Consider the following 18,909-nt stretch of genomic DNA (forward strand, 5'->3'; position numbering starts at 1 on the left):
AGGAGCAGCAAAATGAGCACTAAGAAGCAAAAGCAAGCACAAGAACTGCTTGATGCCATGAACGTCCTGGAAAAGGAAAAGGGCATCAAGAAGGAAGTCGTTATCGAAGCATTGACGGATGCTTTGGAAAAGGCCTACAAGACCAACTACAACGCCAGCAACGTTGAAGTAAAGATCGATGAAAACACGGGTGAGTTCAAGGTCTTTTCTGACAAGACGGTCGTGGCCGAAGTTGAAAACCCTAAAGAACAAATCAGTCTGCACGATGCCTGGGAAAAGAGCCATGGCTACAGCCTGGGCGACACTTTCCAAGAAGAAGTGACGCCGCATGACTTTGGCCGCCTGGCAGCGCAAACGGCTAAAAACATCGTCCTGCAAAAACTGCGTGAGGCTGAACGCGACCGGGTCATCAACAAGTATGACAAAATGCTGAATGAATTGGTTGAAGGGGAAGTCTCTCGTGAAGACAACCGCTTTATCTACATTGACCTTGGCGATGGTGTGGAAGCCGGCTTGAGCAAGCGTCAGACGATGCCTAACGAAGAGTACCGGATTCACGATCGCGTCCAGGTCTACATCTACAAGGTAGCCGATGCCAAGCCAATTCAGCAGCCAGATGGCACGCAAAAGCGTCAATACCGTGGTCCGCTGGTCTTGGTAAGCCGGACGGATCCAGGCATGCTCAAGCGCTTGTTTGAAAAAGAGGTTCCCGAACTCAAGGAACAAAACGGCCCAATCGAATGGAAGGGCAGTGCACGGGAAGCCGGCGATCGTTCCAAGGTTGCCGTAGCTTCAAAAGACCCGAACATCGATCCGGTTGGTACCTGTGTTGGTCCACGAGGCGCCCGGGTTCAGGCAATCGTCAACCAACTGGGCGGCGAAAACATCGATATCATCGAATACAGCTCTGACCCAGCGATCTTCATCAAGAATGCCTTGAAGCCAGCTACGGTTGACCGCCTGGACTTTGACGACAACAACGGTGAAGAAGAGGATACGGGCAGCGTTGATCACGAAGGCAACAAGATCGTCAAGGTTCATCATGGCTGCACGGTCTACGTACCGGACGATCAGTTGTCGCTGGCAATCGGCAAGCGTGGTCAAAACGTTCGTCTGGCTGCTCAGCTGACCAAGTACAAGATTGACATCAAGCCATCCAGTGAGGCACCGGCTGTCGAAGATCAAACTGATGATTTCGCTGATGATGCTCAAAACGATGCAATGGATGGCGAATAAGACTACAATAGAAAAAGAAATTGAAGCAAGATTGAATGGAATAAATTGAGCAGCGGGGTGAAACAATGAAAAAGAGAAAAGTACCGATGCGCAAAGACATCGTTACCGGCGAAATGATGCCCAAGCGAGAGCTGATTCGCGTGGTGCGCAACAAAGAAGATGAAGTCAGCGTGGACCCAACCGGTAAAAAGGCTGGTCGCGGCGCCTACATTGCCGCAGATGTAAAGATTGCCACGCGGGCAAAGAAGGAACGCACTTTTGATAAGGCATTCGGCGTTAAGCTGGATGATGCCTTTTATGATCAGCTGATTGACTATGCTGATCACCTGCAGGAACGGATCAAGCTGTTCGGTCACGTTTAATGACAGCTTCAGAACAGCAGATCTTGAACCTTTTGGGATTAGCCCGGCGCGCCCGTCAGATTACGGCTGGGGAAGGATTGGTTTTAAAATCGATCCGCAACCATCAAGCCAAGCTGGTTTTTTTGGCAGCTGACGCCGGTCATTCCACGGTCAAGCAGTTTATCAATAAGTGTAATTATTATGAAATTCCACTGATTTGCCGATTCAATAAAGCCGAGCTAAGTCAGGCGATTGGACAGGCACGAACGGTGGTTGCCGTTGAACAGGCCGGTTTTGCCAAGCGCATGATCGAACTGTCAAACGACGCTGAAGAAACAACAAAATAAATAAAGGAGCGTGATTCGATGGCCAAAGAACGAATTTACGAACTAGCCAAAGAGCTGAAAATGCCAAGCAAGGACTTGGTGGATATGGCCAAAAAGGAGGGAATCACGGTGAAAAGTCATATGTCCTCCGTGACCTCAGAAGAAGCCAACCGTCTGCGCAGCATGGCCAAGGGTACCAATAAGCCAGCCGCTGCTAAGGCCAGTCAGCCAAAGCAGGAACAGCCAAAGCGCCCAGAACACAACAGCCGTCCGCAAAACGGTCAGCAGTCTCAAAACAACAATCGCCACAGTAACAACAACCGTGGCGGTAATGATGACAATAGCCGTGGCGTTCACGTTTTCAACAAAAACAAGAACAACAAGAAGAACCGTCGCAATAAAAACAACAAGCACAACAAGAATCAACGGATGCGCGAAGTGAAAAAGCAGCAGCCAACTCAGCGTAAGGATCGTCCATTGCCAGATGTTCTTGAATACACGGAAGGCATGAACGCGCAGGATCTGGCTAAGCTTTTGCACCGCCCAGCAGCTGAAATCATCAAGAAGCTGTTTATGCTTGGCGTCATGGTTAACCAAAACCAATCCCTGGATACGGACACGATTGAGCTTTTGGCTGCTGATTATGGCATCGAAGCCAAGGAAAAGGTTCAAGAAGACATTGCCGACTTGGACAAATTCTTTGATCAAGAAAACCAAAATACGGAACACATGGTATCGCGGCCACCAGTCGTTACGGTTATGGGTCACGTTGACCACGGTAAGACGACGCTTTTGGACAAGATTCGTCACTCCCACGTTACGGATTCTGAAGCTGGTGGGATCACGCAGGCAATTGGTGCCTACCAGGTTGACTACAATGGCAAGCTGATCACGTTCTTGGATACGCCAGGTCACGCTGCCTTTACCGAAATGCGGGCGCGTGGGGCCAACATTACCGACATCACGGTCCTGGTTGTAGCTGCCGATGACGGGGTCATGCCACAGACGGTTGAAGCCATCAACCACGCCAAGGCTGCCCACACGCCAATCATCGTCGCTGTTAACAAGGTCGACAAGCCAGGTGCCAATCCAAACCGGGTTATCGAAGAACTGGCCCAGTATGAATTGATCCCAGAAGACTGGGGTGGCGACACGATCTTTGTCAATATCTCAGCTAAGTTTGGCAAGAACATCGATGAACTGCTCGACATGATTCTGCTGCAGGCCGAAATGATGGAATTGAAGGCCAATCCAGATCAAAACGCAGCGGGTTCCGTTGTTGAAGCCCGGCTGGATCAAGGTCGCGGTCCCGTAGCCACGCTGCTGGTTCAACAAGGTACGATGCATGTTGGTGACCCAATCGTTGTCGGCAACACGTTTGGCCGCGTCCGGACGATGACCAACGAAAACGGTCGCCGCATCAAGGAAGCTACGCCATCTACGCCAGTTGAGATCACTGGTTTAAACGACGTGCCAGAAGCCGGGGATCGCTTCGTAGTCTTTGACGATGAAAAGACGGCCCGCGCAGCTGGTGAGGAACGGGCAAAGCGCGCCTTGGTTGAAGAACGGCAGAAGACTAGTCATGTTACGCTGGACAACTTGTTTGCCACGATGAAGAAGGGTCAGATGAAGACGCTGCCGGTTATCATCAAGGCCGATGTGCAAGGTTCCGTTGAAGCCCTGGCTCAGTCGTTGGAAAAGATCAAGGTTGACGGCGTTCGCGTTGACATCATCCACAAGGCCGTTGGTGCCATTTCTGAATCCGATGTCACGCTGGCAGAGGCTTCCAATGCCGTTATCATTGGCTTTAACGTGCGCCCTACGCCACTGGCCAAGTCCATGGCTGAATCAAACAACATCGATATCCGGCTGCACCGGGTCATCTACAACGCGATTGAAGAAGTTGAAGATGCCATGAAAGGGATGCTGGAACCGGTTTACAAGGAAGAAACGGTTGGTCAGGTTGAAGTTCGGCAAATCTACAAGGCTTCCAAGATTGGTACGATTGCCGGTGGGATGGTCATCGACGGCAAGATTACGCGTGATTCCAAGGTCCGCCTGATTCGTGACGGCGTGGTCGTTTACGAAGGCGAACTGGGCAGTCTGAAGCGTTTCAAAGACGATGTCAAGGAAGTCAAGCAGGGCTATGAATGTGGTCTGACAATTCAAAACTACAATGACATCAAGGAAGGCGACGTTATCGAAGCTTACCAGATGAAGGAAGTTCCCGTTAAGTAGCTTCTAGTCGCTAAAGGAGAAAAACATGCCAAATAAACGCTATCGGGTGGATCGGCTGGCTGAACAGATTCAGCGTGAAGTTGATGACATCCTCTTAAAGCGCGTGCGTGATCCACGAGTTCAAGACATCACGATCACGGGCGTTGACGTTACGGGCGACCTGCAGCAGGCGACGATCTACTACAGCCTGCTGTCTGACAAGGCCAGCGATGGCGAGAAGGCTCAACAAGGTCTGGACAAGGCAAAAGGGCTGATTCGCAGCGAACTGGGCAGTCGTCTTAACATTTTCAAGACTCCAGAGCTCACGTTTAAGCGTGATCCATCGGTTGCTTATGGCAGTCGGATCGACCAATTGATCAACCAGCTGCACAAGCAGGAGCGATAATCAGTTAAAAGGGAGCCCAGCTTGCGGCCCCCTTTTATTATTTCAAAAAATGAAAGCGGTGAAATTTTTGGACGGGATTATTCCATTGTACAAAGAACGCGGCATGACCAGCTTTGACTGTGTCAGTCGGTTGCGGCGAATTCTGCACACGAAAAAAATCGGTCATTCTGGAACGCTGGATCCAAACGTTGATGGCGTCTTGCCGATCTGCGTGGGTCAGGCTACCAAAGTCGTTGAGTTTTTGATGGCCTCGGGTAAGCAATATGTTGGCGAGCTTTTAGTTGGTCAGGCGACGACGACTCAAGATCTGGATGGCGAAGTCGTGGCCCAAAAGCCAGTCACGGCACCAATTGATGAAGACACGATCAAGCAGGCCATGCAGGAGCTGACCGGTGACATTGTTCAGATTCCGCCAATGTATTCGGCAATCAAGGTTAATGGCAAGAAGCTCTATGAATATGCCCGCGCTGGCGAAACCGTTGAACGTCCCAAGCGTCACGTTCACATTGCGCGCTTTGAAATGACGGCTTCCAGCTATGATGAAAAAAAGCAGCAGCAGCGGATTCGTTTTGTGGTCGACTGCAGCAAGGGAACCTACGTGCGGACATTGGCCTATGATCTGGCAGAAAAGTTAGGCTATCCTGGCGTAATGAGCAGTCTGACACGAACTAAGAGTGGCGGCTTTGAATTGGATCAGACCCTGAGTCTAAGCGATATTCAAGATGCCATGGAAGCCCAGATTATGAATCGCTATGTCTATCCAATGGACTATGCCTTGCAGAACTATCCACATCTTGAATTGACGGAAGCGCAATGGAAAAAGGTTCAAAATGGCGGCTGGCTAAGTGGTCTGAACACCCAAGAACCTGAAATCGCGCTGACTTATCAAGGTGAGGTCAAGGCACTGTATCAGGCAAAAGATCAGCTCTATAAACCGCTGAAGATGCTGTCGACAAAGTAGGTGGGATAGATGCAGGTTATTAAGATTCATCATCCATTTGATCCAGAATTGATTCCAGCGGGGCCGGTCGTTTTAGCAATGGGCTTTTTTGACGGTATTCATCGTGGCCACCAGGCGGTAATCAAAACGGCGCGCCGCATTGCTGATGAAAAAGGGCTACCGCTAGCAGTCCTGACTTATGATCATCGGCCTGAGATCGTCTATCAGCAGTATCCAGCTGGCGGCGTGCATTATCTAACGCCACTGCCGCGCAAATTGGATTTGCTAAAGCAGCTGGGAGTCGATCGCGTTTATCTGGTTAATCTCACCTCGGCGCTGTCGGCTTTAGATCCGCAGACGTTTGTCGATCAATATATGGTGGGCTTTCATACGCAGGTTGCCGTAGCTGGCTATGACCATACTTATGGAGCTGATCCCAGTGTGGCCAATATGGCGCATCTAAAAGAGTTTGCCAAAGGACGATTTGAGGTAGTAACCGTTGAAAAATTGACGCTGCAGGATAATCATAAGGTTGGCTCAACACGCATCCGAGAGCTGCTGGAGCTTGGTGACGTGCAATCGGCCAATGAGCTTTTAGGCTACTTTTACCAGACTTCCGGCGTGGTCGTGCATGGGTTTGCGCGGGGCCGAACATTGGGCTTTCCCACGGCTAACGTTGCCTGGCCTGAAGCAGAGTGGCTGCCATCAATCGGCGTTTACGTCGTGCAGATGAAAATCGGTGAGCGCTGGTATAATGGGATGGCCAGCGTGGGTCGCAACGTTACGTTTGGCGATCATAATGAAAAGACACTGGAAATCTACCTGTTCAACTTTAATCAACTGATCTATGGCGAAAACGTGCAGGTGCGCTGGATCAAACGGCTGCGCGGCGAGGTCAAGTTTAACAGTGCGGATGATTTGATTGCCCAGATGCGACTTGATCAGCATCATTCGGAACTGACGCTGCAAAATTTCAAGGCCCTGCCAGGTCAGATTTTGCAATAAATTAAAAGTAAACGGTGCCGATTTTTTACCGGCACCGTTTTTTGCTACCTGTAGGGGTCGGAATGGTTTGTGATTGATCATGAAGAACTGCCAATTTTAAGTCAGCAACGTGTTACAATAAACGCAAATCAATCGCGAGGTGATATGATGAAAATTGGCTTTATTGGCACCGGTGTAATGGGAACCGGAATGATTGCCAACCTGCTTAAGGCGGGTAATCAAGTCCAGGTCTATAATCGAACCAAGGCGCATGCTCAAAAAGTTTTGGACCTGGGCGCAAAATGGTATGACACGCCGGCTTTGGCAATGCAGAACTGTGAAGTCGTGATGTCGATTGTTGGCTATCCAAAAGACGTTGAGCAGATCTATTTTGGCGAAGATGGCTTGCTGAGCGGAGCAGTTGTTGGTCAGTACCTGATTGATATGACCACTAGTCGGCCAGCTCTGGACCAAAAAATTGCCGCTGCGGCTCCAGCTGGCGTGCATATTTTGGATGCACCAGTTTCGGGCGGTGATCTGGGAGCAAAAAACGGCACGCTGACGATCATGGTGGGTGGTCAAAAGGCTGATTGCGAATATTTAACGCCACTGTTTAAACAGATTGGCCAAGACGTCAACTGGTTTGGTCCTGCCGGCAGTGGTCAGCATGCCAAGATGGCCAACCAGATCATGATCGCGGGAACGATGACTGGGATGTGCGAGATGCTTGCGTATGCCAAGGCTGCCGGTCTGGATCTGGCAACGGTGATCAAGACGGTCGGTGGGGGTGCCGCGGCCAATTGGAGTCTGGACAACTATGCGCCCCGTATTCTTAAAAACGACTTTACGCCGGGCTTTTTCGCCAAGCATTTCTTAAAGGATCTGCGAATTGCGCTTGATGAGGCTGCGCGGATGAAGCTAGAGCTACCGGCGACTAAGGAAGCAGCGCGTCTGTATGAAATTCTGGTTGATGAAAAACAGCTGGGCAATGATGGCACGCAGGCTTTGATCAAGTTATGGTGGGATTAGCAAAAAATCTCAATTTATGGTTGACAATCAGTACTGATCGTTATAGTATGATTACAACAAAATTAGAAATTGCTTAGAAGAGATGAGTAGTCGCGGGCAGCCTTTAAAGAGAACCGGGGTAGGTGAGAGCCGGGATCGTGAAACGCGATGAAGATGGTCTTGGAGCAAGTCGGCAGGCGAGCCGTTTGGTAAGCCGGCCGCGGAGTGACGTCCGATATCACGGTCCGGGTCTTCTAATTTTTAGAGTACTCAGTAAGGGCTAGATTGTGAGGTCTAGCTGAATCAGGGTGGTAACACGTTGAATAAGCAGTCAACGTCCCTGGGAGAAAGTGCAGGATGTGCTTTTCCCAGGGATTTTTAATTTCCTGAGAAGTCCTGCCAAACAAGCATTTTCGAAAGGAAGTTATCACATATGACGCAAGCACAAGCTTTAACTTTTACCAACCGCACGACTTCACCATTCCGTTATGACATTGTGGGCAGTTTCCTGCGCCCAGCCGAACTAAAGGCAGCTCGGGAAAAATTTGCCAACCATGAAATTGACCAAGCCGAACTGAAAGCCGTTGAAGACAAGTGTATCAAGGAGCTGGTCGCAAAAGAGGCACAAGCTGGGCTGCACGCGGTTACTGATGGCGAATTCCGGCGTTCATACTGGCATCTGGACACGTTCTGGGGCTTTGAAGGGATCGCGCATACTAAGCCGGCACATGGCTACCGTTTCCATGATGAAGAAACGCGGGCTGATTCTGCTCAGGTTGAAGGCAAGATTCGCTTTAACGGCACGCACCCCGATCTGGAAGCCTTTAAGTACCTTAAGCGCTTAACGGATGGCACGGACCTGATCCCACGCCAAAGCATTCCGGCACCGGCGCAGCTTTATTCTGAACTTTTCCGGGATGATGAGCACGTGGCGGCCATCAAAAAACACTATGATTCTGAAGATGACCTGATCAAAGACGTAGCCGCTGCCTACCATGATCTGATCTTGGCACTGTATGATGCCGGTTGTCGCGATGTCAAGCTGGATGACTGTACCTGGGGACTGCTGGTAGATGAAGACTACTGGGCAACTCGTTCTAAAGAAGGCGCGGATCGGGAAAAATTGGAGGCAACCTATCTCAAGATCAACAATGCGGCTTTGGCTGATCTGCCGGCTGATCTTACGGTTACGACCCATGTCTGCCGCGGGAACTATCATTCAACCTGGGCGGCCAAGGGTGGTTATGGTCCAGTTGCCGACTACCTGTTTGCCAAAGAAGACGTGGCAGCCTTTTATCTGGAATATGATTCTGAACGGGCGGGCGGCTTTGAACCCCTGGCCAAGGTACCAGCTGACAAATACGTGGTCTTAGGGCTGGTTACCTCTAAGTCTGGTGAATTGGAAGAGCGGCAGGCAATTTTGGATCGTATTCATGAAGCTGCGCAATACCATGATTTGGACAAGCTGTGCCTGAGTCCACAATGCGGCTTTTCCTCAACTGAAGAAGGCAATATTCTGACTGAAGAGCAGCAATGGGCTAAGCTCGCGTTGGTCAAGAGCGTTGCCGAAGAAGTCTGGGGCGCTTAAACCAAGTCTTAACCGCTAGCGGATCGGCCATGCTACGATATTCTGCGTGAAAACTAGTGGGCGGGAAAGCGAAACGGATCAGTCAAATCCTAAATTTCCAATACAAGTACTCTTATAACTCTCCTTAAATTTAAAAGATAACGCACTTCAAAAACTAAAACGCGGCTGTTCCGTTCATACCACTGAAACTACGTGACGCATTTCTCGAATTAACGTTCTGACACCTCAATTAAGAAAATTCCTGATTAATTACTGAATCCCAAAACTCGCTTGGCAGATTTTGCCAGGCGAGTTTTTTTGCGCAGGACTCAGGATCGCTAACCAGAGATACCGCACGCAGTCAGTTTCAACAGTCGATAAATGGGGTGTGTCAATTCTTACCGCAGTCGTTTTTGACTAGCGGTAGAAAAAAGCGAAGCAATCAGAAATTTGCAGTTAGGCAAGGACTTGGTTTCATTGATAAGCAAGTTGCTCAGCAGTCATAAAGTCAAAGGCGGGGATCAATGATGCGGTTTATGCAAAAAAATATGCATAAAACATATGACAAAAAGATCATTACCTACTTTTCTCAAAAATCGATTGCATAGTAGGTAAAAATTAATGTATATCGAGTTAGGGTTCCCTAACATTACCTACTATTAGCGGAAAATTACCAAATAGTAGGTAGTTCACAAAGTCGGTCTAACCCAATCAACCCCAATCAGCTCTTAAATATACATCTTTACCTACTATTTCGGAAAAAGATGCTGAAAGTAGGTAAAGTTAAGCCAGCTGAATATGCATTACCTACTTCTGATCAAAAATCGGTGTAAAGTAGGTAAATTTGGCCCGCTTAATCTGGTCGCGCCCGATTTTCTTCACATAGTCAGCCGTTGAATGACTGCTTTCTGGAGGATGGCTGCTGAATGATGAAATAAGCAATTATTAACTGCCGGTCTCTTGATGATGCAATATTTTTTAGGCTGGACTTGGGTAAGAAAGTTTAAGATTTTCAGCTGGCTGCTGAGCAAAACCATTCTGAAATCAACGGTCCGGTTTTTCAGTAAACTAATCCGCAGTTGATTGATCGCGTCTTTTAGCCAAATTATCAGCAAGCAGCTGTTTTCTGTTTCAGATCATAAAATGGCAGCCTAGATTCGGAGCAGTTTTAATAAAATTTTGGTTGAACGGCAGTGAAATGAATTAGTAAGTCAACCACCATCGGCTAAAGTCGATGACTTGTGGGCAAACACCGCGATATTGAGTGCCTGAACCACAATTTGCATAGATACGGACGATTTGCTCAAACAGCCGCAGTTGTTTGAGCAGTGATCATCTAATTACCAATGCCTTTTACATTCCCAGGTTGCCATAGGAATGAGCCTAGCTTTTTGACTAGGCTTTTTGTTGTTTCTGGAGTCCTTTTTCTAAAATATTTAGTGCTGCATTGTAATCACGGATATGATGAACATGGCACTGTGGACATATCCATTCACGATCTGCCAGTGTCAGCTTTTCGGTCCCGTCACTTCCCATTACAAAACCACAGTCATGACAGGTTTGGGTCGTGTTTTTAGGGCTGACCGTGATAAATTGACGGTCATAGAGGTCGGCTTTGTATGACAACATCCCCAAGAAAGACCGCCAGCCAACATCACTGATGCTCATTGCCAAGGCATGATTTTTTAGCAGATTCTTACTCCTCAATTCTTCGGCTACAACGAGATCTTGGTTCTTGATCAGTGCTGTAGACGTGCGTTGGAGAAAATCATGGCGTCGGTCAAATACCCGTGCATGGATCTTAGCAACTAACAAACGTTGCTTCTGGTAGTTTTTGCTTTCTCGCAAAGAACGCTGCTCTTTTTTAGCCCGGCGCTGGCGGCGTGAAAGAGTACGCTGTGCTTTAGCTAATTTTCCCTTGATTGTTCGATAGTAGCGCGGGTTAGCGATGGTTCGACCATCACTGGCAGTCAGAAAATTTTCTGTATTTAGATCAATGCCAATTTGCCGATTAGTGCGGCTAAGCTTAGGAACAAACGGTGTATCGGAACCTAATTGCAGCGACAAAAAGAATCGATCGGCAGCATCTTTGGAAATGGTTACCGTACCAATGCGTGTTTCGCCTTGACGATCCAATAGCCGCTGTTGAGCGCCTTTGATCCGCAAACGTCCTAGTTTAGGCACCACAATATGTTTGCGGTCTTCAAAGCAGACGGTACCGTTGTCTAGCCGGGCCGTCTTTTGTTTTGGATATTGACAGTTGGTCTGGTATCGCCAGGCATAGCTTTTACGATGAAATTTTGGCACACCGGCTTCATGAACCTTGCGAAAAGCGTTCCAAGCCTTGTGATAGTTTTGAATTGCATTAGCCTTAGCAAGACTGTCAATACGCTTATCTTCTAAAAACTGGAAATGATTTGACATCTGCTTAGCGTTTTGACGAAGCTTTAGCTGTTGGATCCGATCCTGAACCGTATCAATCGACAGTTTTACTCGATTTAATTGCCAAAGTTCTTTACCGATTGCAACCATCTCATTATAGATGAAACGACTCGCATCGCTGTTAACCTTGATTATTTGTTTTTGGTAATCACTCGGATAGATGCGAACCTTCAATCCATAATGATATTCTAGCTGTGCCATTGACTTCATTTTTTCACCTCCTTTAATTGGATTATATCATCAGCTAATGACTATAACGATTGAGGTGTTCTTAATGACTAAAGAAAAGATTCAAGACGCTATTTATACTCGCCGTTATATCTATAATTTCCATTACCATTTAATCTGGGCAACTAAGTATCGTTACCAGACTTTTTCAACTAAGGAATTGGCAGACGAAATGAAAGACATATTGCGAATGGTTGCAAAAAGATAACGAAATTGTAATCGAAAAGATGGAAGTAATGCCAGATCATGTTCATGTACTGATCAGTGTTTTCCACCTAGCAAGGCGCCAACCAGCGCTATCAAAGCACTAAAGGGGCGTAGTGCATTCATCTTTCTCAAACGACATCCAGAAATTCGACAATCACAATATTGGGGTGGTCATTTATGGTCTCCCAGCTACTTGGTCCCCTGTCAATAAAATAGACAATTTAAATAGAGACTTTTTTGTCCTATGCCACGACTAAATTTTGAATTTGAGTTTGATACTCATCTTCAAGTTGCTTTGGTGATTTGAATCCACAGTGACTGTGAATTCTAACTGTGTTGTAAAACGTTTCAATGTACTGAAAAACTAGTCGTTTAGCTTCGGAGTATGAATGGATTTTAAACCGATTTATCCATTCACGCTTAATCAAGGCGTGAAACGACTCAATGCAGGCATTATCCCAAGGATAAGCTTTCTTTGAATAGCTTAATGTCATGCTAGCTGTAACTTGATTGTAAGCTTCAGACGTAAACTGACTACCACGATCACTGTGCATGATTAATGGCTTGCTAATATGGCGACTGTGCTTAGTCTTTTCAATAAGTGGGATGACATTCGATACCTCCAAGGTTTCAGATAAGTCCCAACCAATGATCCGTCGGGAGTACAAGTCCATAATACTGGTTAAATAAACGAATCCGTCATGAACTGGAATATAAGTGGTGTCAATGCACCAAACGGCGTTTGGTCGCAATGGATTGAACTGCTCGTCTAAAATATTTATTAGCTGTTTATCAAACTTAGAATTGCGAGTGGTAGTCGTCCAAGGGGTTAGGTAAACGGCGTGAATGCCAAGTTCACGCATATACTTACCAACAGTTCGTTCAGCGATCTTATATCCTTTTGAGCGAAGTTCTTGGGTGATTTTGCCGGCACCGTAAATACAAAGGCTTTTGAGCCAAATTGCTTTAATTTCACCTTGAATAAACTTCTTCCGAAGCTTTCGCGGTGATTGGTGATTATGACGCTTTTCTCGTTGATAGTAACCACTTCTTGAGATTCCAACATAATCACACATACCATTGATGGAAGGGTGGGATTCCAAAGCGTGCTGAACGTCCATTTCTTGGTATACCTTTTCGGTAGTTACTTGCTCAGAATCCCGATTGATTTTTTTAATACTTCGATCGCTCCTTCAGCGTCACGAAGTTGACGCTTTAGTCGTGCAATCTCCTTGTCCTTATCGCTGGCAAAATTACCAGAGCCACGGCCAAACTCCCCAGTCTCAGTAAACAGCTTAATCCATTTATGTAATGTACTAGCCCCAATACCTAGATTCTTACTTATTTCATTCATGGTCATGTGATCCTTGTTATCTAAGTAATACTGAACGGCCTGTTCCTTAAATTCCTTGTCATAACTGTGCTTCGTCATTATTTGATCCTCCAATTTACTTCCTTAATTATACTAAATCAGAGTCTCTATTTAACTTGTACACTTTTTATTCTAGGCCCAACTATATGAGTATGCTTGGCAATATGCGTAAAGATGTAGTGGAAAACTATATCAACAATCAAAAATACAATGCACTCCAAAAGAAAAAGTGTCCAAATGGACGTTGAGTGAGCCTATCCATCCCATGACTAAAGTCACGGGATTTTCGGCTAGGCATAATTAAAAATGGATGGCTGGCAATAAAAGGCTACCTGTTAATACTGAAATACCCATGATAACGGCTGAAATACCATTGACTGTCTGCCTATAACATGAAGAAAAACTCATATTAAAATATTTTTGTTCATTTTAACAAATATTAATTTATTAAATTGTTAAAAACAGCAAAGTAAAAACACGAACAATAAATCTTATTATATCGGCGCTCTGAAATATTAAATAAATTATACTTATCGATTTTTAATTTTATAACGGATGAAATCAGCCTGATTTGAGTTGTGTAAACGATTTTTTGTTGTTGCTTTTTAAATACGTGTCTATAATCACTCAGTGAAATTTGGAAGTCTATTTAATGCCTTTTTTGTTAATTAAAGATACAAGGTGGGGATTGAAATGGGGAGAAATAATTTAAATGATCGGCAAAGGCAATTAATGTCGATTTTGCCAAGATATGCTCTGCGTAAAACAAAGCTTGGCTGTGTCTCGATGTTGATTGCGGTCGGTTTTTTCCTTGGTGGTGCCAATGGAGTGACTGCCAAGGCAGATACGCTGACTAGTCAAGATCAAAATAACAAGGCGGCAGCAACCATCCCAAATGCTCAGACGACTGTTTCGACGAATGCCTTAACTTTAAGATCTTCAATGAATACGTTGTTAAATTCAGCTTCAAATACGACTGCCGACTCTGGCCTAACAGCTTCGACGAGCGCTGCAACGGGAACTCAAACAGCAGCGTCAAGTGCAGTTAAGGCACCAAACACAGCCAGTCAAGCAGCTGATTTGGCAGCAAACAAAAACGCAGCTTCAACATCAAAAAGCGAGAATACCACAGCTGCAGATTCAGTTTCATCTGAACAAGTCAAACATTTGGTATCCGTTGCCACCAGTGCTGTGCCTGTTCAGACGTCAACATCAACTTCAGCCAACATTGTGCCCGCCAAAAATTTGGAATCTGCACAAACAGCTGCAGCAAGGACCTCAACAGGCAAGCTTTTACCAGCCCAAGGTATGAAAATAAGTGCACCAGTTGGCAGTGATGCTGGATTGCACGATAAGCAAGCGGCTGCTGCCATGCCAGTTAAAAAGCCGGCCCAAACAACAAATTCAGCAGTCAAAACCGCTGCTTCGGTTCAGAACGTAAACAGCGCGGCAAGTAAAGTTATTCCAACGGTCCTGGCAGCCAGTGATAGTGCGAATTCATCACTGCCGGCTGAAGATGTGACCGTTGATGCCAAAAACTTCAGCCAATATTTTGATGCGCATGGCACGGCGACATATCAATTGAATCCGGATGGCTCGGTTACGATCACCTTTACCAAAAAAGGTCAGGAATACTCAGCCGGGGGCGTTTCTTTAAAAGAAAAGATCAACATGGACAGTAGCTTTACGCTCAATGGTCAGATTAATCTCGGTGACTTTGGTGGCGCTGACGGGATGGGGATTGTTTTTCATACCGGCTCAGTTGATGCCTTAGGGCGTCCTGGCGGCAATCTGGGAATTGCTGGGCTGCCCAATGCGGTTGGTTTTAAGCTGGATTCTTATTTTGATTACTATAACGAGCCGACTTCCGATCTGCCTGGTGATGAGATTCCACTGCCAACCAATGGGCATGGTGATGAAAAACATGGACAGTCGCAAGACCCAACTACCGCAGTACCATATGGCGACATTGTTACGACCAGCCACGAAAAAATTCGAACCACTGATGGTAAGCCGGCCTGGCGCTGGTGGGTTAATAATCAAGATGGCACGGTCAAGCCATTAACGACGAGTCTAATGGATGGCAAGTTCCATAATTTTCAGATGCAGTATGACGGCCAGACGCATGTTTTGACGATCAGACTACAAGAACCGGCTGGCCATCTTAATGACAGTGCCCAAACGCCTGAAAGTGAGCAATGGGTGGAATGGTCCTATCAGATTCCAAATATTCCTGGTAACGGAAACGTTGCGATGGCTTTGAATCTGATGGCTACGACCGGTGAGCTGACCAACTTGCAGCAGTTTAAACTGACCAGCTTCACGTTCTCTCCTGCCGCTTCAGTCACCGTTAAATACGTTAATGAAAAGGGTCAGGTGATTCACCAAGCTACCGTTCATTACAATGGAGCACCAGTAATCGGCAATACATACTCAACGGATCAGCTGAATCTGCCTGGCTACACCTACATTGGTCTGGGTAAAGGCAGTATCGCACCAAGCGGGACGCTGAGTAAGGAAGGCCTTAACGGTACGGTCATCTACGTTTACGGCCACACCGAAAAGATCACCGTTAACTATCAAGATATTAGCCAAACCGATCCGCAAAACCTTAGCAAGTATGATCAGAGTCTGTCGGGTGCCGAGAGTAAAAGCTCTGGCTACAGCACGGCTGGCACGATCAAAAAACTGGAGGCCAAGGGCTATCAACTAGTCAATGATCCAACCCATGGCAAAGTCTTGGACTATGGTAATGCTGATCAAAGCTACACCGTGACGCTGACGCATCGTCACATTACGATTGGGCCCAATGATTATCAGCCAAACGGCACGCCACTGCCAAACAATGCTGAGAAGACTTATCAAGGTGTTGAAAAGGATGATCTGAACCAGCAATCGACGCGGACAATCAAATACGAATTTGCAAACGGTAAGCAGGCGGCACCAACCAAAACGCAGACGGTGAACTACACCAGAAGCGCTGATATTGATGAGGTTACCGGCGATGTTACCTACACGCCTTGGTCTGCTTCAACAGATAAGTATGACGCGGTTGATTCGCCAGTGATTCCAGGTTATCAGGCCGATCCGCAAGTTGTTGGTGAGGCCACGGCCAAACAGGGTGAAAATCCAGTCATCAAGGTGGTCTATCAGCCATGCACCGAACAGATCAAGGTCGTCTATGAGGATATCAGCACTACTGATCCGCAAAGCCTCGGCAAGTATGACAGGGTACTGACGGGAAAGTATGGATCAAGCTCTGATTACAGCACGGCTGATACGATCAAGGCTTTAGAGCAGCAGGGCTATCAGCTCGTTGATGATCCAACCAATGGCCAGATCCTGAGCTTTGATAATACCAGTAAAAAGACCTATGTGATCAAGCTAAAGCGCAAGTCGGCTACCGATCATCACTCCAGCGGTTCCAACAATAAGCCATCGCAAAAACCAACTGACCAACAAGGGAAAGGTACGGCATCGGCTGTTGGCAATTCTCAAACGACTGGCAATCAAGCGGGCCATTCACAGATTGAGCAAACGTCCAGCAGTCATGTCGGTCAGGTGGTTCAAGCTCATCGCACCGTAATTTCCAATAATAAAACTACATCTGCTACCCAATTAACTAACAACTCTAATAACAGTACTGCTTCAACCCCTAACGAAGCGGCACCAATCAAGCATCTTCCTCAAACCGGGAATCGGCGCGATGACTCGTTGGGTATTTTGGGACTGTTGCTGGCGACGATTGGCGGCTGGCTGGGCTTTGACGCAAATCGCAAACGCTCTGGCATGCATCAAGGTAGGTAATGGCAATGGCATCATTAATGATAAAAGGTCCACCTTAAACAATCGACGTCTTTGCATTTTTTCAGTGCAGTCTGCATAATCTCGTTTTTAAAAATCTAATGAATGAAGGCGAAAACTTATGGCAAATGAATCAATGAAAACTGGTGCCGACCTTTTGATCGACGCTCTCCAAAAAAATGGCTTAAACAACATTTATGGGGTCGTAGGGATTCCAGTTACCGATTTTGCGCGCTTAGCTCAGCTGCGTGGTATGAAGTTCTTCGGCTTTCGGCGTGAAGACGCTGCCGTTGATGCAGCTGCGGCAGCCGGCTATCTGACGCAAAAACCTGGGGTGGCACTGACCGTTTCAGCGCCAGGCTTTTTGAACGGCTTGACTGCACTGGCTCAGGCAACCAAGAACTGCTTCCCATTGATCATGATTTCAGGATCCTCGGAACGCCACATTATTGACCTGGATCAGGGTGACTATGAAGGTCTCGATCAATACAACGTTGCCAAGCCGTTCTGTAAGGCCGCCTACCGAGTCGATCGGGCGCAGGATATGGGATTGGCAGTTGCCAGAGCCGTAAGAACGGCATTATCTGGTCGTCCTGGTGGGGTCTACCTTGATCTGCCAGCCAACACAATTGGCCAACAAATTGAGGTCACCGATGACTCTGATGCCGGCATTTATGAAGTTGTCGATCCAGCACCAAAACAGGCACCAAGCGATGAAGCAATCAATCGGGCTGTTGAGGTAATTAAGGGTGCTAAAAAGCCGCTGATCATTCTTGGTAAAGGGGCGGCATACGCGCAAAGCGAAAAACTGGTGCAAAAGCTGGTTGCTGAAACCGATATTCCATTCTTGCCAATGTCAATGGCAAAGGGTTTGATCTCTGATGAGGACAAGCACTCTGCAGCTGCGGCGCGCTCACTTTCATTAAGCGGCGCGGACGTCGTAATTCTGATCGGTGCGCGGCTCAACTGGATGCTTTCACATGGTGCGGCACCTACGTTTAATCCGAACGCTAAATTCGTACAGCTGGAAATCGAGGCAACTGAATTTGATTCCAACCAAAAGATTGACGCACCGCTGCAAGGCGATCTGAACTCAATCCTGGCTAAACTGGTACCGGCACTTGAAAAGACTGGCTACCAAACGCCACAGGCATGGCTAGATGAAATCAGTGCCAAGACGGCTGAAAATGCCGCCAAGTTTGCTAAGCGCGTTGAAGCTGGTGAAACTAACGCCAAGTTTGGCTACTATGGTGCGTTGGAACCAATCAAAGAGTACTTCCTGCAGCATCCTGATACCTACCTGGTTTCTGAGGGTGCAAACACGTTGGACATTGGCCGGAACATGATTGACATGAAACTGCCGCGTCACCGTCTGGACACCGGTACGTGGGGCGTCATGGGCGTCGGTTTGGGCTATGCGATTGCCACGGCTGTTGAAACTGGCAAGTCAGTCGTTGCTTTGGAAGGCGACAGCGCGTTTGGCTTTGATGGCATGGAAATGGAAACCATCTGTCGTTACCACCTGCCAATTACCGTCGTCGTAATTAACAATGGTGGGATCTACAATGGTACGGACCGTGAAGTTGAGGATCAGCCAGGCCCAACAATGCTGGATGCTCAGGCAAGGCACGAATATATTGCTAAGGCATTTGGCGGCGACAGCTACTTTGTAAGCAGCTACCAGGAAATGAAGGTTATCTTTGCAAAGGCGGTTGAATCCAAGCGGCCAAACATTATCAACGTCCAGATCGACCCATCCATGGGTAAGGAATCTGGTCACATTGGCAACTTGAATCCAAAGCTGGACCTGAAAAAGTAGTGAAAGGGGCAG

The 18,909-nt window shown here is 47.2% G+C and carries 14 protein-coding genes and 2 pseudogenes; 13 read left to right on the plus strand and 3 right to left on the minus strand.

The window, feature by feature from the left end; translation table 11 throughout:
* Positions 1-12: 12 nt before the first annotated feature.
* The 9 genes from nusA to H0G69_RS03595 all read left to right on the plus strand — a co-directional run bounded on the left by nusA (position 13) and on the right by H0G69_RS03595 (position 9,046).
* A complete protein-coding gene (gene nusA / locus H0G69_RS03555; RefSeq protein ID WP_180305183.1) occupies positions 13-1,236 on the plus strand; it encodes a transcription termination factor NusA in 1,224 nt (407 codons plus the stop codon).
* A gap of 65 nt (positions 1,237-1,301) precedes the next feature.
* Positions 1,302-1,598 carry an RNase P modulator RnpM gene (gene rnpM, locus H0G69_RS03560; protein WP_033935056.1) on the plus strand — a complete coding sequence of 99 codons (297 nt, stop codon included), beginning with the start codon at positions 1,302-1,304 and terminating at the stop codon, positions 1,596-1,598.
* Positions 1,598-1,924: a YlxQ-related RNA-binding protein gene (locus H0G69_RS03565; RefSeq protein WP_034540120.1), complete on the plus strand. Its 327-nt coding sequence runs from the start codon at positions 1,598-1,600 to the stop codon at positions 1,922-1,924. Before rnpM ends, H0G69_RS03565 begins: the two co-directional genes overlap by 1 nt.
* 18 nt (positions 1,925-1,942) lie before the next feature.
* Entirely contained in the window at positions 1,943-4,141 is a 2,199-nt protein-coding gene (infB, locus tag H0G69_RS03570; RefSeq protein WP_180305184.1) for a translation initiation factor IF-2, read from the plus strand.
* A gap of 25 nt (positions 4,142-4,166) precedes the next feature.
* Complete coding sequence (gene rbfA / locus H0G69_RS03575) at positions 4,167-4,526, plus strand: 30S ribosome-binding factor RbfA (protein ID WP_006499123.1); 360 nt, start codon at positions 4,167-4,169, stop codon at positions 4,524-4,526.
* Between the two features lie 67 nt (positions 4,527-4,593).
* The gene (gene truB / locus H0G69_RS03580) at positions 4,594-5,487 is read left to right on the plus strand and encodes a tRNA pseudouridine(55) synthase TruB (RefSeq protein ID WP_056968512.1); all 894 of its coding nucleotides are present in this window, start codon (positions 4,594-4,596) and stop codon (positions 5,485-5,487) included.
* 9 nt (positions 5,488-5,496) lie between these two features.
* Positions 5,497-6,471, plus strand: coding sequence for a riboflavin biosynthesis protein RibF (ribF, locus tag H0G69_RS03585; RefSeq protein ID WP_180305185.1), 975 nt, complete (start codon positions 5,497-5,499; stop codon positions 6,469-6,471).
* Positions 6,472-6,618: 147 nt separating this feature from the next.
* Entirely contained in the window at positions 6,619-7,479 is an 861-nt protein-coding gene (locus H0G69_RS03590) for an NAD(P)-dependent oxidoreductase (RefSeq protein WP_180305186.1), read from the plus strand.
* A gap of 412 nt (positions 7,480-7,891) precedes the next feature.
* Positions 7,892-9,046: a 5-methyltetrahydropteroyltriglutamate--homocysteine S-methyltransferase gene (locus H0G69_RS03595; RefSeq protein ID WP_180305187.1), complete on the plus strand. Its 1,155-nt coding sequence runs from the start codon at positions 7,892-7,894 to the stop codon at positions 9,044-9,046.
* A 1,374-nt stretch (positions 9,047-10,420) separates the two neighbouring features.
* Here the strand turns inward: H0G69_RS03595 and H0G69_RS03600 are convergent.
* Complete coding sequence (locus H0G69_RS03600; RefSeq protein ID WP_180305188.1) at positions 10,421-11,677, minus strand: RNA-guided endonuclease InsQ/TnpB family protein; 1,257 nt, start codon at positions 11,675-11,677, stop codon at positions 10,421-10,423.
* Between the two features lie 64 nt (positions 11,678-11,741).
* Here H0G69_RS03600 and tnpA point away from each other — a divergent pair.
* Positions 11,742-12,095 (plus strand): annotated as a pseudogene (tnpA, locus tag H0G69_RS03605) (IS200/IS605 family transposase); the annotation flags it as partial.
* Between the two features lie 49 nt (positions 12,096-12,144).
* Here the strand turns inward: tnpA and H0G69_RS03610 are convergent.
* Entirely contained in the window at positions 12,145-13,023 is an 879-nt protein-coding gene (locus H0G69_RS03610) for an IS3 family transposase (RefSeq protein ID WP_180304329.1), read from the minus strand.
* A 23-nt stretch (positions 13,024-13,046) separates the two neighbouring features.
* Entirely contained in the window at positions 13,047-13,334 is a 288-nt protein-coding gene (locus H0G69_RS03615; RefSeq protein WP_003688751.1) for a transposase, read from the minus strand.
* A 68-nt stretch (positions 13,335-13,402) separates the two neighbouring features.
* Here H0G69_RS03615 and H0G69_RS11125 point away from each other — a divergent pair.
* From H0G69_RS11125 to oxc, 3 genes and pseudogenes are all read left to right on the plus strand, one after another.
* Positions 13,403-13,522, plus strand: a pseudogene (locus H0G69_RS11125) (IS200/IS605 family transposase); the annotation flags it as partial.
* Between the two features lie 445 nt (positions 13,523-13,967).
* Entirely contained in the window at positions 13,968-17,081 is a 3,114-nt protein-coding gene (locus H0G69_RS03620; RefSeq protein ID WP_180305189.1) for a lectin-like domain-containing protein, read from the plus strand.
* Positions 17,082-17,199: 118 nt separating this feature from the next.
* The gene (gene oxc / locus H0G69_RS03625; RefSeq protein WP_180305190.1) at positions 17,200-18,897 is read left to right on the plus strand and encodes an oxalyl-CoA decarboxylase; all 1,698 of its coding nucleotides are present in this window, start codon (positions 17,200-17,202) and stop codon (positions 18,895-18,897) included.
* Positions 18,898-18,909: the final 12 nt, after the last annotated feature.

Source organism: Limosilactobacillus mucosae (assembly GCF_013423865.1).
GTDB classification, from domain to species: domain Bacteria; phylum Bacillota; class Bacilli; order Lactobacillales; family Lactobacillaceae; genus Limosilactobacillus; species Limosilactobacillus mucosae.